This window comes from Streptomyces sp. NPDC008137 (genome assembly GCF_042957035.1).
Classification (GTDB): Bacteria; Actinomycetota; Actinomycetes; order Streptomycetales; family Streptomycetaceae; genus Streptomyces.
This window is the reverse complement of record NZ_JBIBHN010000040.1, coordinates 1-13,529: the sequence shown is the minus strand read 5'-3', so window position 1 is coordinate 13,529 and position 13,529 is coordinate 1. Positions and strand designations below refer to the sequence as shown.

Sequence of the window (13,529 nt, the reverse complement as noted above, 5' to 3'; positions counted from 1 at the left end):
ACGGCGGGTTCGTCAGTCGCGACGACGATTCCGGCCGCCCCGGCCGGGAGCCTTGAAGGTGACCGAGAGGAGCGAACCGTGATCGTCGCACTGATCGCCGCCTGCGAGATCGGCTTCTGGGTACTGCTGGCCGCCGGACTCGGCGCCCGCTACCTGCTGAAGATGCCGCGCACCGGCCTGGCGCTGCTGCTGTGCGAGCCGCTGCTGGAGGTCGTCCTGCTGGTCGCCACCACGCTGGACCTGAAGAACGGTGCCGACCCGAACTGGACGCACGGCCTGGCCGCGCTGTACATCGGCTACACCGTCGGGCACGGACACCGCACCGTGAAGTGGCTCGACGGCCACGCGGCCCACCGGCTGGGCGGTGCCCCGCCGCCGCAGAAGCCCCCGCGGGGCGGCATGGCCCGCGCCCGCCACGAGGCCAGGATCTGGCTGGGCACGCTGATCGGCGCGGTCGTCGCGACCGTGCTGCTCCAGGCCGCCATCTGGTACGTGGACGACCCGAGCCGCGTCACCTCCCTGGAGAACTGGCGCTACGGCGCCTGGCGCGCGGCCGGCATCCACGGCCTGATCGCGCTGAGCTACTTCGTCTGGCCGCGCAAGCCCTCCGCCGGGGAGCAGGACACCCCCGTCGTCACCTCGAAGGAAAGGATCCAGTCATGACCACCAAGGCGAAGCAGTACCTGACAGAAGGCGTCGTCACCTTCCTGATCGGCCTGCTGCTGTGGCGGTTCACCGGAGACGTGGACGTCCCCGTCGTCACCCTCACCAAGGTCGGCATCGTGATGATGATCGTCGGCGGGGTCCTCTCCGCCAACAGCCTCTGGCATGCCGCCCGGGGGAGAACCTAGCGCTCTCCGCCCGGCACCCACAACACGTCTCCGACCTGCTTGTTCGCCGTCCTCGCGAGGATGAACAGCAGGTCGGAGGCGCGGTTGAGGTAGGTCGCCGTCAGGGGGTTCATCGTCTCGCCGTGCACCTCCAGGGCGGCCCACGTCGAGCGCTCCGCCCGGCGTACGACCGTGCAGGCCTGGTGGAGCAGGGCCGCGCCCGGCGTACCGCCCGGCAGGATGAAGGACCGCAGCTTCTCCAGCCGCTCGTTGAAGCGGTCGCAGTCGGCTTCGAGCTTGTCGATGTAGAACTGCTCGACCCGCAGCGGCGGGAACTCCGGGTTCTCCACCACCGGCGTCGACAGGTCCGCGCCCACGTCGAACAGGTCGTTCTGCACACGGGTGAGGACCTTGACGACCTCCTCGTCCAGGCCGCCCAGGGCGATGGCCGCGCCGATCGCCGCGTTCGCCTCGTTGGCGTCGGCGTACGCGGAGATCCTGAGGTCGGTCTTGGCGACCCGGCTCATGTCGCCGAGGGCGGTGGTGCCCTGGTCGCCGGTCCTGGTGTAGATGCGCGTCAGATTGACCATGTGGCCAGCGTAGTTACGCTCCGGCGGTTCGGAACACGCGTGTGCCCACTGTCACGGACAGAGCCGTGAGGCCGACGGCCACCAGGACGCCGTACAGCATGGGCGCCGTCGCGTAGCCGCCGACGTACGCGTCCCGCACCGCGTCCACCAGATAGCGGAACGGCATGAGGTGCGAGAGGACGTCCAGCCAGGCCGGGCCCAGGGTCATCGGGAGCATCAGGCCGGACAGCAGCATGGACGGCATGGTCAGCGCGTTGACCGCCGGGCCGAAGCTCTGCGGGGTGCTCAGCTTCATGGCCAGCGCGTACGACAGCGAGGCCAGCGAGAGCGAGAGCAGGGCGACGAACCCGAAGCCGATCAGAATGCCGCCCAGCGGGGCCCGCAGCCCCATCGCCAGCGCCGCCAGCACCAGCAGCACCGCCTGGAAGACGAACACCGTGGCGTCCCGCAGCACCCGGCCGAGCAGCAGGGCCAGTCGGCTGACCGGGGTGACGCGCATGCGTTCGACCACCCCGTGCCCCTTCTCGATGATGATCGAGAAGCCGGCGAACGACGCCCCGAACAGGCCCAGCTGGAGCAGCAGGCCGGGGACGAGCACCTGCCAGGAGCTGCCCTGCTCACCGAGCGGCAGGTCCGTGAGCAGGGGACCGAAGAACAGCAGGTACAGCAGCGGCATCAGGACACCGAAGAGCAGCGCGAAGCGCGAGCGCAGGGACTGGCGGAGATAGCGCCCGTAGACGAGCGCGGTGTCGTGGAAGATCATCTCTGGGATTCCTATACGGCTACGGGTTCGGCGTCGGCCGGGGTGGCGCTGCGTCCGGTGATGGCGAGGAACGTGTCCTGGAGTGAGGCGTCGAGCGAGCCGCCGTACCGGAGCTTCAGCGCGCTCGGGGTGCCCTCGGCGACCACCACGCCCTGGTCGACGACGACCAGCCGGTCGGAGAGCGCGTCGGCCTCGTCGAGGTAGTGGGTGGTCAGGAAGACGGTCGTGCCGTGCTCGTCGCGCAGCCGGCGCACCAGGTCCCACAGGTCGGCACGGCTGCCGGGGTCGAGACCGGTCGTCGGCTCGTCGAGGAACAGCACCTTCGGGCGGTGAGTGAGCGCCATCGCGATATCCAGACGCCGTCGCTGCCCGCCGGAGAGCGCGGCGCACTTGCGGTCGAGCAGTTCCGTGAGGCCCAGGTCTCGGGCGAGTTCCTCGGCGCGCTCGGCGGCCCGCGCCCTGGTCAGGCGGTACAGGCGCCCCTGGGTGACCAGTTCCTCCCGCACGGTGATCTGCGGGTCGACCCCGCCGGACTGCGCGACGTAGCCGCAGGCCCGCCGCACCCCGGCCGGGTCGGTCGCCAGGTCGTGGCCCGCGACGGTGGCGGCCCCGCCGGTCGGTTCCAGCAGGGTCGTCAGCATCCGCAGGGTCGTCGTCTTGCCGGCGCCGTTCGGGCCGAGGAAGCCGAGGATCTCGCCCTCGCGGACGGTCAGGTCGATGCCGCGCACGGCTTGGACCGGGCCCCGCTTCGTCTGGAAGGTACGGGCCAGACCGGCCGTACTGATGATTGCCATGCCCCTCTGCTCCATGCCCCTCTGCTCCATGCCCCTGTTCTTCATGGCTATAGAAAAACAGAGCCTCTTAAAGTTTGCAATGACCCCAAGTTTTCATCGGGTCCACGGAAGCTAGGATTCGGACATGGCTGAGGGGCTCAGGGAGCGGAAGAAGCGCGAGACCAGGCAGCGCATCTCCGACATCGCCACCGGACTGTTCCTGGAGCACGGGTTCGTGACGGTGACGATCGCGGAGGTGGCGGAGGCGGCCGACGTCTCCGTGAACACCGTCTACAACTACTTCCCGGCCAAGGAAGACCTCTTCTTCGACCGCTCCCAGGGCGTCGTCGACCGCCTCTCCCGCTGGGTGCGCGGCCGGGACGCGGGGGAGTCGGCCGCGCGGGCGGTGCTGCGCGAGCTGCGCGCCGAGACCGAGGCCGTCTCGCCCCGGATGGGCCTCATCGAGGGCTACGACCGCTTCATGCGCTGCATCGACGAGGCGCCGCCGCTGCGCTCCCGGCTGTGGAGCATCCAGCAGGAGGTCCAGGACAACCTGGAGGCGACCCTCCGCGAGGAGACCGGCGCCGGTGACGGCGACCCGCTGCCGGGGCTGATCGCCGGTCAGATCTGCTGGATCCACGGCACCGTCTTCGTCGCCGTCGGCCGCGAGATGGTCAAGGGGCGCAACCCGGACGAAGTATCACGAGAGATGCTCGTCCTCCTCGACGACATCGAGGAGCTGTTGAGCGAGAAGGTGCTCAACTACGCCGTACGAGCCGCCCCATGACCCTGCCCGGTGTGATGTCCGTCATGTGAGACGTGACGCGCGTTACTTAGCGGTCACACAGCGCCTCACGGGCGCTAGTGTCCGCCCGAGAGGCATACATAAGAGCCGTGTCAGCAGGGAGTCGTAACGTGGCAGGGAAGCTCGCCGTCATCGGAGCCGGCCTCATGGGAGCCGGTATCGCCCAGGTCTCGGCGCAGGCGGGCTGGGACGTCGTATTGCGCGACGTCACCGACGAAGCGCTGAAGCGGGGCACCGACGGAATCAAGGCCTCGTACGACAAGTTCGTCGCCAAGGGCAAGCTGGAGGCGCACGACGCCGACGCCGCCCTCGCCCGGATCACCGCCACCACCGACCTGGACGCCGTGGCCGACGCGGACGTCGTCGTCGAGGCCGTCTTCGAGAAGCTCGAGATCAAGCACGAGATCTTCCGCGCGCTCGACAAGCTCGTGAAGGACGAGGCGATCCTCGCCTCCAACACCTCCGCCATCCCGATCACCAAGATCGCGGCCGCGACGGAGCGCCCCGAGCGGGTCGTCGGCGCCCACTTCTTCTCGCCGGTGCCGATGATGCAGCTGTGCGAACTGGTCCGCGGCTACAAGACCAGCGACGAAACCCTCGCCAAGGCCCGGGAGTTCGCCGAGTCGGTCGGCAAGACCTGCATCGTCGTCAACCGCGACGTGGCCGGCTTCGTGACGACCCGTCTCATCTGCGCCCTGGTCGTCGAGGCCGCGAAGCTGCAGGAGTCGGGCGTGGCGACCGCCGAGGACATCGACCTCGCCTGCAAGCTGGGCTTCGGCCACGCCATGGGACCGCTGGCGACGGCGGACCTGACGGGCGTCGACATCCTGCTGCACGCCACGAACAACATCTACACCGAGTCCCAGGACGAGAAGTTCGCGGCTCCCGAGCTGATGCGCCGGATGGTTGACGCCGGTGACATCGGACGCAAGAGCGGGCAGGGCTTCTACAAGCACTGAAACCGCACATGCCCCGGGGGCATCACACCCCCGGGTGAATTCGGTATCGGTTCGCTTACAGGAAGCAACCTCTGCCGCCTCCACACAGTCAGAGGTTGCATCACCCACATCAGAACGCGGAGCACGATTCGCACGCACGGGGAGCGCATATGCACATCAGGGGCGACCACGCCGAGCTGGTCGTCGGGGGCCGCCTCGACGTCCGGAGCGCGGCGGACGCCCGAACGGTCCTGCACTCGGCCGTCGACGACGGAGTCGGCGACCTCGTGCTCGACCTGTCCGAACTGGACTCCTGGGACGCCACCGGACTGGGCGTGATCATGGGAGCCCACCGGCGGGCCGGCCGCTGCGGCCGGCGCCTGGTGCTGCGCGGTGTACCGCCGCAGATGCAGCGCCTGCTGGTGGCCACCCGCCTGCACCGGATCCTGGCGATCGAAGGGGGCATCGGGGTGGAGACACTCCCGCGCGTGTGACTCCGACGTACGGGTGAGAACCGGGAGACCGGGGAGGACCCGGACGGACGCCGTCGAATCGTGCGACGCGCACAATCCTCACGAGACCGTGACGTCTCGGACGCCGCGGTACCCCGGACTGTCGTAGATACTGTGCGAAGGTTTAGGGTTCGGCTGCCCGCTGCCTTGCCACCCTTCGAGCGGGCCCGGACCAGAAGCGACAGCGCGGTGTGCAGCAAGGCCGGGAAGGGCTTTCACAGCACACACCCGCTTTTGGGGGGCTTGACTTATGGACCCGAACACCCGGGGACCCGAGGAGTACGGCCACGAGGGCGACGGCCAGGGGCCGCGCCAGCGCCCGCCCCGGGACTCCCTCACACCCGACTTCGCGCAGCACGCGCCCGCGCTCGCCCGCACGGTGCGGCTCGTCGCCGGCGACTTCCTGCTGACCGTCAACCCCGTAGACGGCAGCGAGATAGAGGCCTGCCCGCCCGCCGAACGGCCCGACCGGCCCGTGAAGCTCACCCCGGCCGAACGCGCCGAGGCCGAGCGCGCGGCCCGGCCGCCCGTCCCGCCCGGCCCCGCGCGTCCCGCCCTGCCGCTGCTGGCCCGCCAGGACGAACGCGAGCGACTGGTGCGCCTGCTCGCCCGCGGCCGCTCCGTCCGCCTCACCGGACCCGCCGGCTCGGGCCGCACCCGCCTCCTCGACCTCGTCGCCGAGGACTGCTCGGACCTCGCCCCCGACGGCGTCGTCCGCCTCAACGGCTACGGCCGCACCTCCGGCGACCTGCGGCACGAGCTCTTCCGCGCCGTCTTCAACGCCCCCCTGTACCGCCCCGACCAGGACGAACTGCTCACCCACCTCCGTGAGATCGGCGCGGTCGTCGTCCTCGACGACATCGAGTTCGGCGGCGCCGCGCTCGACGAGCTGCTGGCGGCGACCCCGGAGTGCGCCTTCCTGCTCGGCGCCACCCCGGACGTGCCCGCTCCCTCCGCCGACTCCGCGGTCGAGGAGGTCGTCCTCGGCGGTTTGGACCGCGCGGCCGGACTCGACCTGCTGGAGCACGCCGTCGGCCGGTCCCTCACCGAGGAGGAGTCCAACTGGGCGGGTGACCTCTGGTTCGAGTCCGAGGGCCTGCCGCTGCGCTTCGTCCAGGCAGGCGCCCTGCTGCGGCAGCGCGACCGGCTGCGTGCCGGGACGAGCGCCGTCGACGAGCTCGGCGTCTTCGAGGACGCGCCCCCGGCCGAGGCGTACGACGCCGCCGACGGGGACGACGTACCGCTGCCCTCGCTCGGCGAGGCCGCCGCCCCCGCCCCGCTGCTCGCCTCCCGGCTGAGCGCCTCCGCCCGCGCCACCCTGCGCTTCGCCGTCGCCCTCGGCGGCGAGGTCCCGCACCAGGCGCATCTGCCCGCCCTGGTCGGCGACACCCACGCGGACGCCGCACTCGGCGAACTGGCCGCCTGCGGCCTGGTCTCCCCGGTCGGCTCCCGCTACCGGCTCGCCGCGGGCGTGCCGGCCCAGCTGGAGGCCGCCGGATACGCCGACGAGACCGAGGCCGGGGCCCGCAGCGCCGCCCAGCACTACTCCTGGTGGGCCGGCCACCCCTCGGTCACCCCGGAGCGGGTGTCCGCCGAGTCCGACGCCCTCCTCGCCGCCCTGGCCGTCCTCGGGCCGGTCACCGAGCCGCCCGCCGAGGGCGAGGAGAGCGCGGCCGTCCACCTGGCCCGCACCGCCGCCCCCGCGTTCGCCGCCGGACTGCGGTGGAGCGCCTGGGAACGCGCGCTGCGGACCGGCGCCGAGGCCGCCCGGCTCGCCGGGGACGTCGCCGAGGAGGCCTACTTCCACCACGAGCTCGGCATCCTCGCCCTGTGCGGCGGCCGGCTCGACCGGGCCCGGGCCGAACTGGAGGCCGCCATCGGCCTGCGCGGCGCCCTGGCCGACAAGCGCGGCACCGTCGCCGGCCGTCGCGCCCTCGCCCTGGTCTCCGACCGCTCGGGCACCCCGATCGGGCTCGGCCCGACCGCGGGGGAGGAGGTGCCCGACGCCCGGTACGAGGAGTCGGCGTCCCCGGCCGGCGGTGTCCCGGCGGCCTTCCCGACGCTCCAGCAGCCCTCCTCGCCGACCGTGGTCACCCACCACAGCTCGACCGCGGCCTCGCACAAGGCCCGGGGCGGACTCAAGGGCCTGGCCCGGCGCAACCTCGTCGCCGCGGGCGCCGGTGCCCTGCTCGTCGCCGTGCTCGGCACGGTGGTGACCCTCGGCGCCACCTCCGACAAGGACCGGAACCCGCCCTCCGACCAGGTCGGCGTCAACCCCTCGGCCAGCCAGGGCGTGGGCGACGGCAGCCTGGGCGCCGACCCGGCGGCGAACGAGGGCGGCGGCGACACCGGCGCGGCCACCAGCCGCCCGACGGACCCGGGTCCGGACGGCACGCCCGGCACATCGGACGATCCGACGCCGACGGACGACCCGAGCGGTTCGCAGGACCCGAGTGATCCGGCGGCTACGTCCAAGCCGCCGACGACCTCGAAGCCGCCGACATCGTCGAAGCCCCCGACCACCCCGACCAAGCCGCCGTCTTCATCGACCAAGCCGCCGTCGAGCTCCACGCCCTCGCCGACGCCTACGCCGACGGACAGCGGGGAGCCCACGCCGACGACGCCCCCGCCGACGACCAGCCCGACCACCTCCGACACGGCCAGCGGTCCGGCACCGAGCGCCCCCACGAGCACCACCGCGAGCGCGCCGCAGAGCAGTGGCCCGGGCACGCCCGGCAGTTCGGACCAGGTGATCTGACACCCCGTACACACAGCAGGGCCGGGTCCGCATGCGCGGACCCGGCCCTCATTCGTCGGACGGGGAGTGGGTCAGAACAGCCGCAGCTTGTCGTCCTCGATGCCGCGCATCGCGTCGTAGTCGAGGACCTGGCAGCCGATGCCCCGGTCCGTGGCGAGGACGCGGGCCTGGGGCTTGATCTCCTGGGCGGCGAAGACACCGCGGACCGGCGCGAGATGGGGATCGCGGTTCAGCAGCTCCAGATAGCGCGTCAGCTGCTCCACGCCGTCGATCTCACCGCGCCGCTTGATCTCCACCGCGACGGTCTTGCCGTCGGCGTCCCGGCACAGGATGTCCACCGGCCCGATGGCGGTCGGGTACTCGCGGCGGATCAGGGTGTAGCCGTCGCCGAGTGTCTCGATACGGTCGGCGAGCAGCTCCTGAAGGTGCGCTTCCACGCCGTCCTTGATCAGGCCGGGGTCCACGCCCAGTTCGTGCGAGGAGTCGTGGAGGACTTCCTCCATCGTGATGATGAGCTTCTCGCCCGCCTTGTTGATGACGGTCCAGACGCCCTCTTCCTCCCCGGTGCCCTCCTTCAGCGTGCAGGGCGGCGACATCCAGTTCAGGGGCTTGTAGGCCCGGTCGTCGGCGTGGATCGAGACGCTGCCGTCCGCCTTCACCAGGATCAGGCGCGGGGCCGAGGGAAGGTGGGCGGTGAGCCGCCCGGCGTAGTCCACGGAACAGCGGGCAATGACGAGACGCATGGTCGGCAACGCTACTCGACGGGCGCCTGCCGACGCGATTCGCCCTGGAAAACGCGTGTTCGGTAATGGCCGATTGTGTGCACGGTGTGTTCATTGAGAGTGTCTCATCTGCGCATTCTCCTGGTGCCGCCCCCGCCGGTTGCTTACGGTATGAACGGGAGGTCGCGAGGTGTGTACGCAGCGTGTCCGGTATCGCGAATCTCCCTCATCTGTCCGGCAACCCCCGCTCGTCGGGGGTGCGAGAGGAGAACTCATGTCGCTCGACGTCTCACCGGCCCTACTCGAACAGGCCGAGCGAGGCGAGGTCGACGAAGCGGAATTCGTCGACTGCGTCCGGACCTCCCTGCCCTATGCGTGGGAGATGATCAGCTCCCTGGTGGCCCAGCTGAAGGTGGACGGCGGTGCGTTCGCCGACAACCAGACGCCTCCGCCGGACGAGCGGGCACGCGGCCAGCTGCTGCGTGCGCTTGCGAGTGACGCGATACGCGGCGCGCTGCAACGGCACTTCGGTGTGCGGCTGGCTTTCCAGAACTGCCACCGGGTAGCGGTGTTCCCGCTTGACTCCTCGGTCGACGAGAAGCTGAACCGCTTCACCTCGGTCCGCAGCCAGGTGCTGAACCAGTCGCCCGAGTTCCGGGACTGCTGACGCGGCGCCGCTTGCTTGCCGCTCCGTACGCGGGAGGTGCGCTTTTGTACCGGAGCGGCAAGCCCCCAGGAATTCATCGCGGGCTCAGACGAGTTGGGGGAGTACCTCGGTCCCCAGCCGCCGGACGTTCTCCTCGGTCGCCGCCAGGTCCCCGGAGCCCTCGACCAGCAGGGCGAAGCGGGAGATGCCGGTCCGCTCGCTGGTCGCCGCCAGCCGGTCGGCGCACAGCCGCGGCGTCCCCACCGGGTGCAGCCCGCAGAGCAGTTCGGTGTACGCCAGTGGGTCGCGCATCCGGCGCGTACGCCCGTCGACCGTGACATGCGCCTCCAGGCCCTGCTTCAGCCAGCCGGGCATCGCCTTCATCAGCGTCTCCGCCGCGTCGACCCGCCGGTCCGCGATCTGGCAGACGCCCGCCGACACATGGGACGCGCCGTGGATCTCCTCGGCGGGCCGGCCGCACGCCCGCGCGTGCTGCCGCCACAGCGCGACCATCTCGGCCTTCTCCTCGTCCCCCACATGCATCCCGAGCAGCATGGACAGACCGCGCTCGGCGGCCAGCCGCACGCTCGCCGGGGACGTGCAGGCGACGACCAGCTCGGGCCCCTGGACGTCCGTCAGTGCCTCCGACGGCCTGGGGACCACCGGGACTTCACGGAAGCGGAAGCGCTCCCCCTCGGCGGCCACGGATGGTTCGCGCAGCCAGCGCTCCAGGAGGTCCAGGGCCTCCGGGAACCCCTTCTCGTACGCCTCCAGGCCCGCGCCGAACACCTCCAGGTCGACCCACGGGCCGCCGCGCCCGACACCGAGAGTGAACCGGCCGCCGCTCGTGTGGTGCAGCAGCGCGGCCTGTTCGCCGAGGGCCACGGGGTGGGCGGTGGGCAGGACGCTCACCGCCGTACCGACCCGGATGCGGCGGGTGCGGCCCAGCAGCAACGCCGCCAGGGTGATGGCCGACGGACATGTGCCGTACGGCACGAAGTGGTGCTCGGCCAGCCAGACCGCGTCGAGCCCCGACTCCTCGGCCACCTCTGCCGAGCGGACCGCGCGGTGCAGCGCCTCTCCCTCGCCCTGGCCGGGGAACTGGGCCGCCAACACGAAACTTCCAACGTGCATTGCTTTCCTGCTTCCTTGGCTCCGACACGGAGCTCCCCCACAGGGCATAACCGTCTGACACGTGCCGAGGACACGGCCGGGCGGAGTATTTTGCGGATTGTCTGCAGAATGGGGCGTTCCGCTGGGGGCCGGGGAGCACCCGCCTCGCCCGGAGAGGGACTTGTGGCGATTGGTGCCGTACGCGTACCCTCGTCCGCGCCGCGTAGGCTGGACACGGCTCGTGCTCCCTGTATATCCCCGAGAGGTGTCCCGTGTCCCCGCGTCGTAACCGACCCAAGGATGCCGGTTCGTCCGGCCGGAGCGCCGAGGACGACAGCCCCGGCCGCTACGGCGGCTGGCAGTCCTCGGAGAACTGGCAGGGTGAGAACTGGAGCGTGCGGCATGTGGCCGGCGCGAGCGCGCAGGGCAAGTCGTACCGCTGCCCCGGCTGCGACCAGATGATCCCCGACGGTGTGCCGCACGTGGTGGCCTGGTCCGAGCACACGGGCGTCGACGACCGCCGGCACTGGCACAAGGCCTGCTGGAACGCGCGGGACCGCCGCACCCCGGGGGTGCGGCGGTCCCGTAACTCGCCCAGATTCTGAGGAAACCCGGAGATTCAGGGGGACTCAGACGTCCCGCTTCTCCAGCAGCGCGAAGGCGGCGGCGAACGCGACGGCCGTCGCGCCGAGGATGATCCACAGCGGGTCCCAGCCGGACGGGCCGGACTCGCTGAGGGAGTTGGCGTAGAAGATGCTCAGCTGGTTCGGGATGGAGTACTCGAACAGCGCGTCGCGCACGGCCACCAGCGACTCCGAGAACATGAACAGCGCGATCACCAGCGGGGCGAGCACGGCGCCGATCATGATGGTGATGGCGCCCGCCGAGTGCCGGATGATCGAGCCGACGGCGAGCGAGAGCAGGCCCAGCAGCGCGACGTAGGCCGAGATGCCGACCGTGGCCTTCAGCCACTCCCCGCCGGTGGGGGACTTGGCGCCGTCGCCCTCCAGCATGCTGACGTGCAGGGAGGCGACGAGGGACGAGGACACCAGCGTCACCACGAACGCGACCAGGAAGAACACGATGGCCTTCGCCGCCAGCACCCGGCCGCGGCTCGGGCAGGCGACCATCGTGGTGCGGACCATGCCGGTGCCGTACTCCGAGGCCGTGGTCAGCACGCCCAGCGTGATGAGGCACATGCTGCCCAGCAGCAGCCCGAAGAAGCCCAGGCCGAGCGGGCTCTCGCCCTCCAGGGCCGGGTCGGAGTTCGCCACCACGACGCCGGTCAGCACGCCGATGCCGACGACGAGCAGGACGAACACGCCGAGCGTCCACATGGTGGAGCGCACCGACCTGATCTTCGTCCACTCGGAGGCGATGGCGTGCCCGAGGTGCGTGCGCACGACCGGGATCGGTGAGGTGTAGCCGGGGGCCGCCGAGCCGGAGGCGGGGTAAGCAGATCCGGGGGCCGCCGCCTGCCAGGTGGGCGCGGCCTGTGGCGTCTGGGACTGGGGGCTGCTCATCGGGCGTCCTCGGGCTTGGTCAGGTCGGAGGTCGGGGCGGGAGCCGGCGGGGCGGCGGGGGCCTGCGGAGGCACGGGCGGCTGGGCGGCCGCCGACGGGGCCGGAGCGGCGGGGGCCTGCGGCGCGGGCTGGGCGTAGGGGTTGGGTGCTCCCGCGCCGGAGGCGCCAGGGGCGCTCGGAGCGGACCCGGGCGCGCTGGGGGCCCCGGGAGCCCCGGGTGCGCCGTACGGGCCCGCCGGAGCCTGAACCGGCGCGCCCTGCGGCGGCATCGGGAGCGGCTGCCCGCCCTGCTGGGGCGGCGGCGGGGCGTACCAGCCCGGCTGGCCCTGCCCCGGCACCGGCATCGGCGGCTGCGCGCCGGGCGGCAGCGGCTGCTGGAGGCCTTCCTTCTGGTCGATGGTCGAGCGGTAGTCCACGGCGCCCTGCGTCATCCGCATGTACGCCTCCTCCAGCGAGGCCTGGTGCGGCGACAGCTCCCACAGCCGTACGTCGGCGGTGTGCGCGATGTCGCTGATGCGGGGGAGCGGCAGCCCGGTCACCCGCAGCGCGCCGTCCTGCTCGGGCAGTACGTGCCCGCCCGACTCGGTGAGCGCGGCCGACAGCTTCTCGCGCTGCTGCGGCTCGGTGTCGGGCGTGCGGACCCGCGCGAAGTCCGCGGAGTTCGCGGAGATGAAGTCCGTGACGCTCATGTCGGCGAGCAGCTGTCCGCGCCCGATGACGATGAGGTGGTCGGCGGTCAGCGCCATCTCGCTCATCAGATGGGAGGAGACGAAGACCGTACGGCCCTCCGCCGCCAGCGCCTTCATCAGGTTGCGCACCCAGAGGATGCCCTCGGGGTCGAGGCCGTTGACCGGCTCGTCGAACAGCAGCACCTGGGGGTCGCCGAGCAGCGCGGCGGCGATGCCGAGCCGCTGACCCATGCCGAGGGAGAAGCCCTTGGACCGCTTCTTGGCCACCTCCTGCAGACCGACGACCCCGAGCACCTCGTCCACGCGCCGGGCCGGGATGCCGGACAGCTGGGCCAGGCAGAGCAGGTGGTTGCGGGCGGCCCGGCCGCCGTGCACGGCCTTGGCGTCCAGCAGGGCGCCGACCTGGCGGGCGGCGTTGGGCAGCTTGCGGTACGGATAGCCCCCGATCGTCACCTGCCCGGCCGTCGGGTTGTCGAGCCCGAGGATCATCCGCATCGTCGTCGACTTGCCCGAGCCGTTCGGCCCGAGGAAGCCGGTGACGGCCCCGGGCCGCACCTGGAAGGAAAGGTTGTACACAGCGGTCTTGTCGCCGTAGCGCTTTGTCAGGCCGACTGCTTCGATCATGCTCCGCACCCATCGCAAGGTTCAGGACAGCGGGGCACACGCCCCCGTAAGGGTTAGGAGGATATCGAGGCGCTGACGGTTCCGCCCAAATGAAAGTAAAGGGTGGGGCCCCGAAAGGCCCCCACAGCCCCCTCCCCGACTCTGCCCGGCCTAGGGCCTGTCGTTTGGATCACGGCGCAGGGAATCGGCAGCACTTCTTCGACGCCGGTGAGCGGGGCCTGGTGCGTGCAGCTGCAAGGCGGA

The 13,529-nt window shown here is 71.4% G+C and carries 15 protein-coding genes; 8 read left to right on the top strand and 7 right to left on the bottom strand.

What is annotated here, in order from left to right; all coding sequences use genetic code 11:
- Positions 1-78 precede the first annotated feature (78 nt).
- Together ACFZBT_RS36995 and ACFZBT_RS36990 are read left to right on the top strand one after the other, a co-directional pair.
- Positions 79-663, top strand: coding sequence for a hypothetical protein (locus ACFZBT_RS36995; RefSeq protein ID WP_391113631.1), 585 nt, complete (start codon positions 79-81; stop codon positions 661-663).
- On the top strand, positions 660-851 hold the full coding sequence (locus ACFZBT_RS36990) for a DUF5708 family protein (protein ID WP_391113628.1): 192 nt from the start codon (positions 660-662) through the stop codon (positions 849-851). The genes ACFZBT_RS36995 and ACFZBT_RS36990 overlap by 4 nt, the downstream gene beginning before the upstream one ends.
- On the opposite strand, the gene ACFZBT_RS36985 is transcribed toward ACFZBT_RS36990, so the two are convergent.
- From ACFZBT_RS36985 to ACFZBT_RS36975, 3 genes are read right to left on the bottom strand one after another with little or no spacing between them, the layout of a single operon-like run.
- Positions 848-1,420, bottom strand: a complete 573-nt coding sequence (locus ACFZBT_RS36985) for a cob(I)yrinic acid a,c-diamide adenosyltransferase (RefSeq protein ID WP_382497312.1) — start codon at positions 1,418-1,420, stop codon at positions 848-850. The two genes, ACFZBT_RS36990 and ACFZBT_RS36985, sit on opposite strands and share 4 nt — an antisense overlap.
- Before the next feature lie 13 nt (positions 1,421-1,433).
- The gene (locus tag ACFZBT_RS36980; protein WP_391113623.1) at positions 1,434-2,183 is read right to left on the bottom strand and encodes an ABC transporter permease; all 750 of its coding nucleotides are present in this window, start codon (positions 2,181-2,183) and stop codon (positions 1,434-1,436) included.
- 11 nt (positions 2,184-2,194) lie between these two features.
- Positions 2,195-2,977 (bottom strand): ATP-binding cassette domain-containing protein, encoded by a 783-nt coding sequence (locus ACFZBT_RS36975; RefSeq protein WP_391113619.1) that lies wholly within the window; start codon positions 2,975-2,977, stop codon positions 2,195-2,197.
- A gap of 124 nt (positions 2,978-3,101) precedes the next feature.
- Here ACFZBT_RS36975 and ACFZBT_RS36970 point away from each other — a divergent pair, with 124 nt between their 5' ends.
- The 4 genes from ACFZBT_RS36970 to ACFZBT_RS36955 all read left to right on the top strand — a co-directional run bounded on the left by ACFZBT_RS36970 (position 3,102) and on the right by ACFZBT_RS36955 (position 7,969).
- Entirely contained in the window at positions 3,102-3,743 is a 642-nt protein-coding gene (locus ACFZBT_RS36970; protein WP_391113616.1) for a TetR family transcriptional regulator, read from the top strand.
- A gap of 128 nt (positions 3,744-3,871) precedes the next feature.
- The gene (locus ACFZBT_RS36965) at positions 3,872-4,720 is read left to right on the top strand and encodes a 3-hydroxybutyryl-CoA dehydrogenase (protein ID WP_391113613.1); all 849 of its coding nucleotides are present in this window, start codon (positions 3,872-3,874) and stop codon (positions 4,718-4,720) included.
- Positions 4,721-4,869: 149 nt separating this feature from the next.
- Positions 4,870-5,193: an STAS domain-containing protein gene (locus tag ACFZBT_RS36960; RefSeq protein WP_003993003.1), complete on the top strand. Its 324-nt coding sequence runs from the start codon at positions 4,870-4,872 to the stop codon at positions 5,191-5,193.
- A 268-nt stretch (positions 5,194-5,461) separates the two neighbouring features.
- Positions 5,462-7,969 carry an ATP-binding protein gene (locus ACFZBT_RS36955; protein ID WP_391113609.1) on the top strand — a complete coding sequence of 836 codons (2,508 nt, stop codon included), beginning with the start codon at positions 5,462-5,464 and terminating at the stop codon, positions 7,967-7,969.
- A gap of 71 nt (positions 7,970-8,040) precedes the next feature.
- Here the strand turns inward: ACFZBT_RS36955 and nucS are convergent, their stop codons facing one another.
- Entirely contained in the window at positions 8,041-8,712 is a 672-nt protein-coding gene (gene nucS, locus ACFZBT_RS36950) for an endonuclease NucS (protein ID WP_184590411.1), read from the bottom strand.
- Positions 8,713-8,965: 253 nt separating this feature from the next.
- On the opposite strand from nucS, the gene ACFZBT_RS36945 reads away from it, so the two are divergent.
- Entirely contained in the window at positions 8,966-9,358 is a 393-nt protein-coding gene (locus ACFZBT_RS36945) for an SCO5389 family protein (protein ID WP_382497300.1), read from the top strand.
- A gap of 84 nt (positions 9,359-9,442) precedes the next feature.
- On the opposite strand, the gene ACFZBT_RS36940 is transcribed toward ACFZBT_RS36945, so the two are convergent.
- Positions 9,443-10,471, bottom strand: a complete 1,029-nt coding sequence (locus ACFZBT_RS36940; protein ID WP_391113604.1) for an LLM class flavin-dependent oxidoreductase — start codon at positions 10,469-10,471, stop codon at positions 9,443-9,445.
- Positions 10,472-10,722: 251 nt separating this feature from the next.
- On the opposite strand from ACFZBT_RS36940, the gene ACFZBT_RS36935 reads away from it, so the two are divergent.
- Positions 10,723-11,055, top strand: coding sequence for an ATP/GTP-binding protein (locus ACFZBT_RS36935; protein WP_391113602.1), 333 nt, complete (start codon positions 10,723-10,725; stop codon positions 11,053-11,055).
- A gap of 24 nt (positions 11,056-11,079) precedes the next feature.
- On the opposite strand, the gene ACFZBT_RS36930 is transcribed toward ACFZBT_RS36935, so the two are convergent.
- Entirely contained in the window at positions 11,080-11,973 is an 894-nt protein-coding gene (locus ACFZBT_RS36930) for an ABC transporter permease (protein ID WP_391113599.1), read from the bottom strand.
- Positions 11,970-13,286, bottom strand: coding sequence for an ATP-binding cassette domain-containing protein (locus ACFZBT_RS36925; RefSeq protein ID WP_391113596.1), 1,317 nt, complete (start codon positions 13,284-13,286; stop codon positions 11,970-11,972). Before ACFZBT_RS36925 ends, ACFZBT_RS36930 begins: the two co-directional genes overlap by 4 nt.
- Between the last annotated feature and the right edge of the window lie 243 nt (positions 13,287-13,529).

What these genes read in the sequence shown, in the direction of transcription:
- ACFZBT_RS36945 (WP_382497300.1), top strand. Translation starts at nt 8,966, where the DNA reads ATGTCGCTCGACGTCTCACCGGCCCTACTCGAACAGGCCGAGCGAGGC.
- ACFZBT_RS36955 (WP_391113609.1), top strand. Translation starts at nt 5,462, where the DNA reads ATGGACCCGAACACCCGGGGACCCGAGGAGTACGGCCACGAGGGCGAC.
- ACFZBT_RS36985 (WP_382497312.1), bottom strand. Translation starts at nt 1,420, where the DNA reads ATGGTCAATCTGACGCGCATCTACACCAGGACCGGCGACCAGGGCACC.
- ACFZBT_RS36975 (WP_391113619.1), bottom strand. Translation starts at nt 2,977, where the DNA reads ATGGCAATCATCAGTACGGCCGGTCTGGCCCGTACCTTCCAGACGAAG.
- ACFZBT_RS36970 (WP_391113616.1), top strand. Translation starts at nt 3,102, where the DNA reads ATGGCTGAGGGGCTCAGGGAGCGGAAGAAGCGCGAGACCAGGCAGCGC.
- ACFZBT_RS36925 (WP_391113596.1), bottom strand. Translation starts at nt 13,286, where the DNA reads ATGATCGAAGCAGTCGGCCTGACAAAGCGCTACGGCGACAAGACCGCT.
- ACFZBT_RS36980 (WP_391113623.1), bottom strand. Translation starts at nt 2,183, where the DNA reads ATGATCTTCCACGACACCGCGCTCGTCTACGGGCGCTATCTCCGCCAG.
- ACFZBT_RS36930 (WP_391113599.1), bottom strand. Translation starts at nt 11,973, where the DNA reads ATGAGCAGCCCCCAGTCCCAGACGCCACAGGCCGCGCCCACCTGGCAG.
- ACFZBT_RS36940 (WP_391113604.1), bottom strand. Translation starts at nt 10,471, where the DNA reads ATGCACGTTGGAAGTTTCGTGTTGGCGGCCCAGTTCCCCGGCCAGGGC.
- ACFZBT_RS36990 (WP_391113628.1), top strand. Translation starts at nt 660, where the DNA reads ATGACCACCAAGGCGAAGCAGTACCTGACAGAAGGCGTCGTCACCTTC.
- ACFZBT_RS36960 (WP_003993003.1), top strand. Translation starts at nt 4,870, where the DNA reads ATGCACATCAGGGGCGACCACGCCGAGCTGGTCGTCGGGGGCCGCCTC.
- nucS (WP_184590411.1), bottom strand. Translation starts at nt 8,712, where the DNA reads ATGCGTCTCGTCATTGCCCGCTGTTCCGTGGACTACGCCGGGCGGCTC.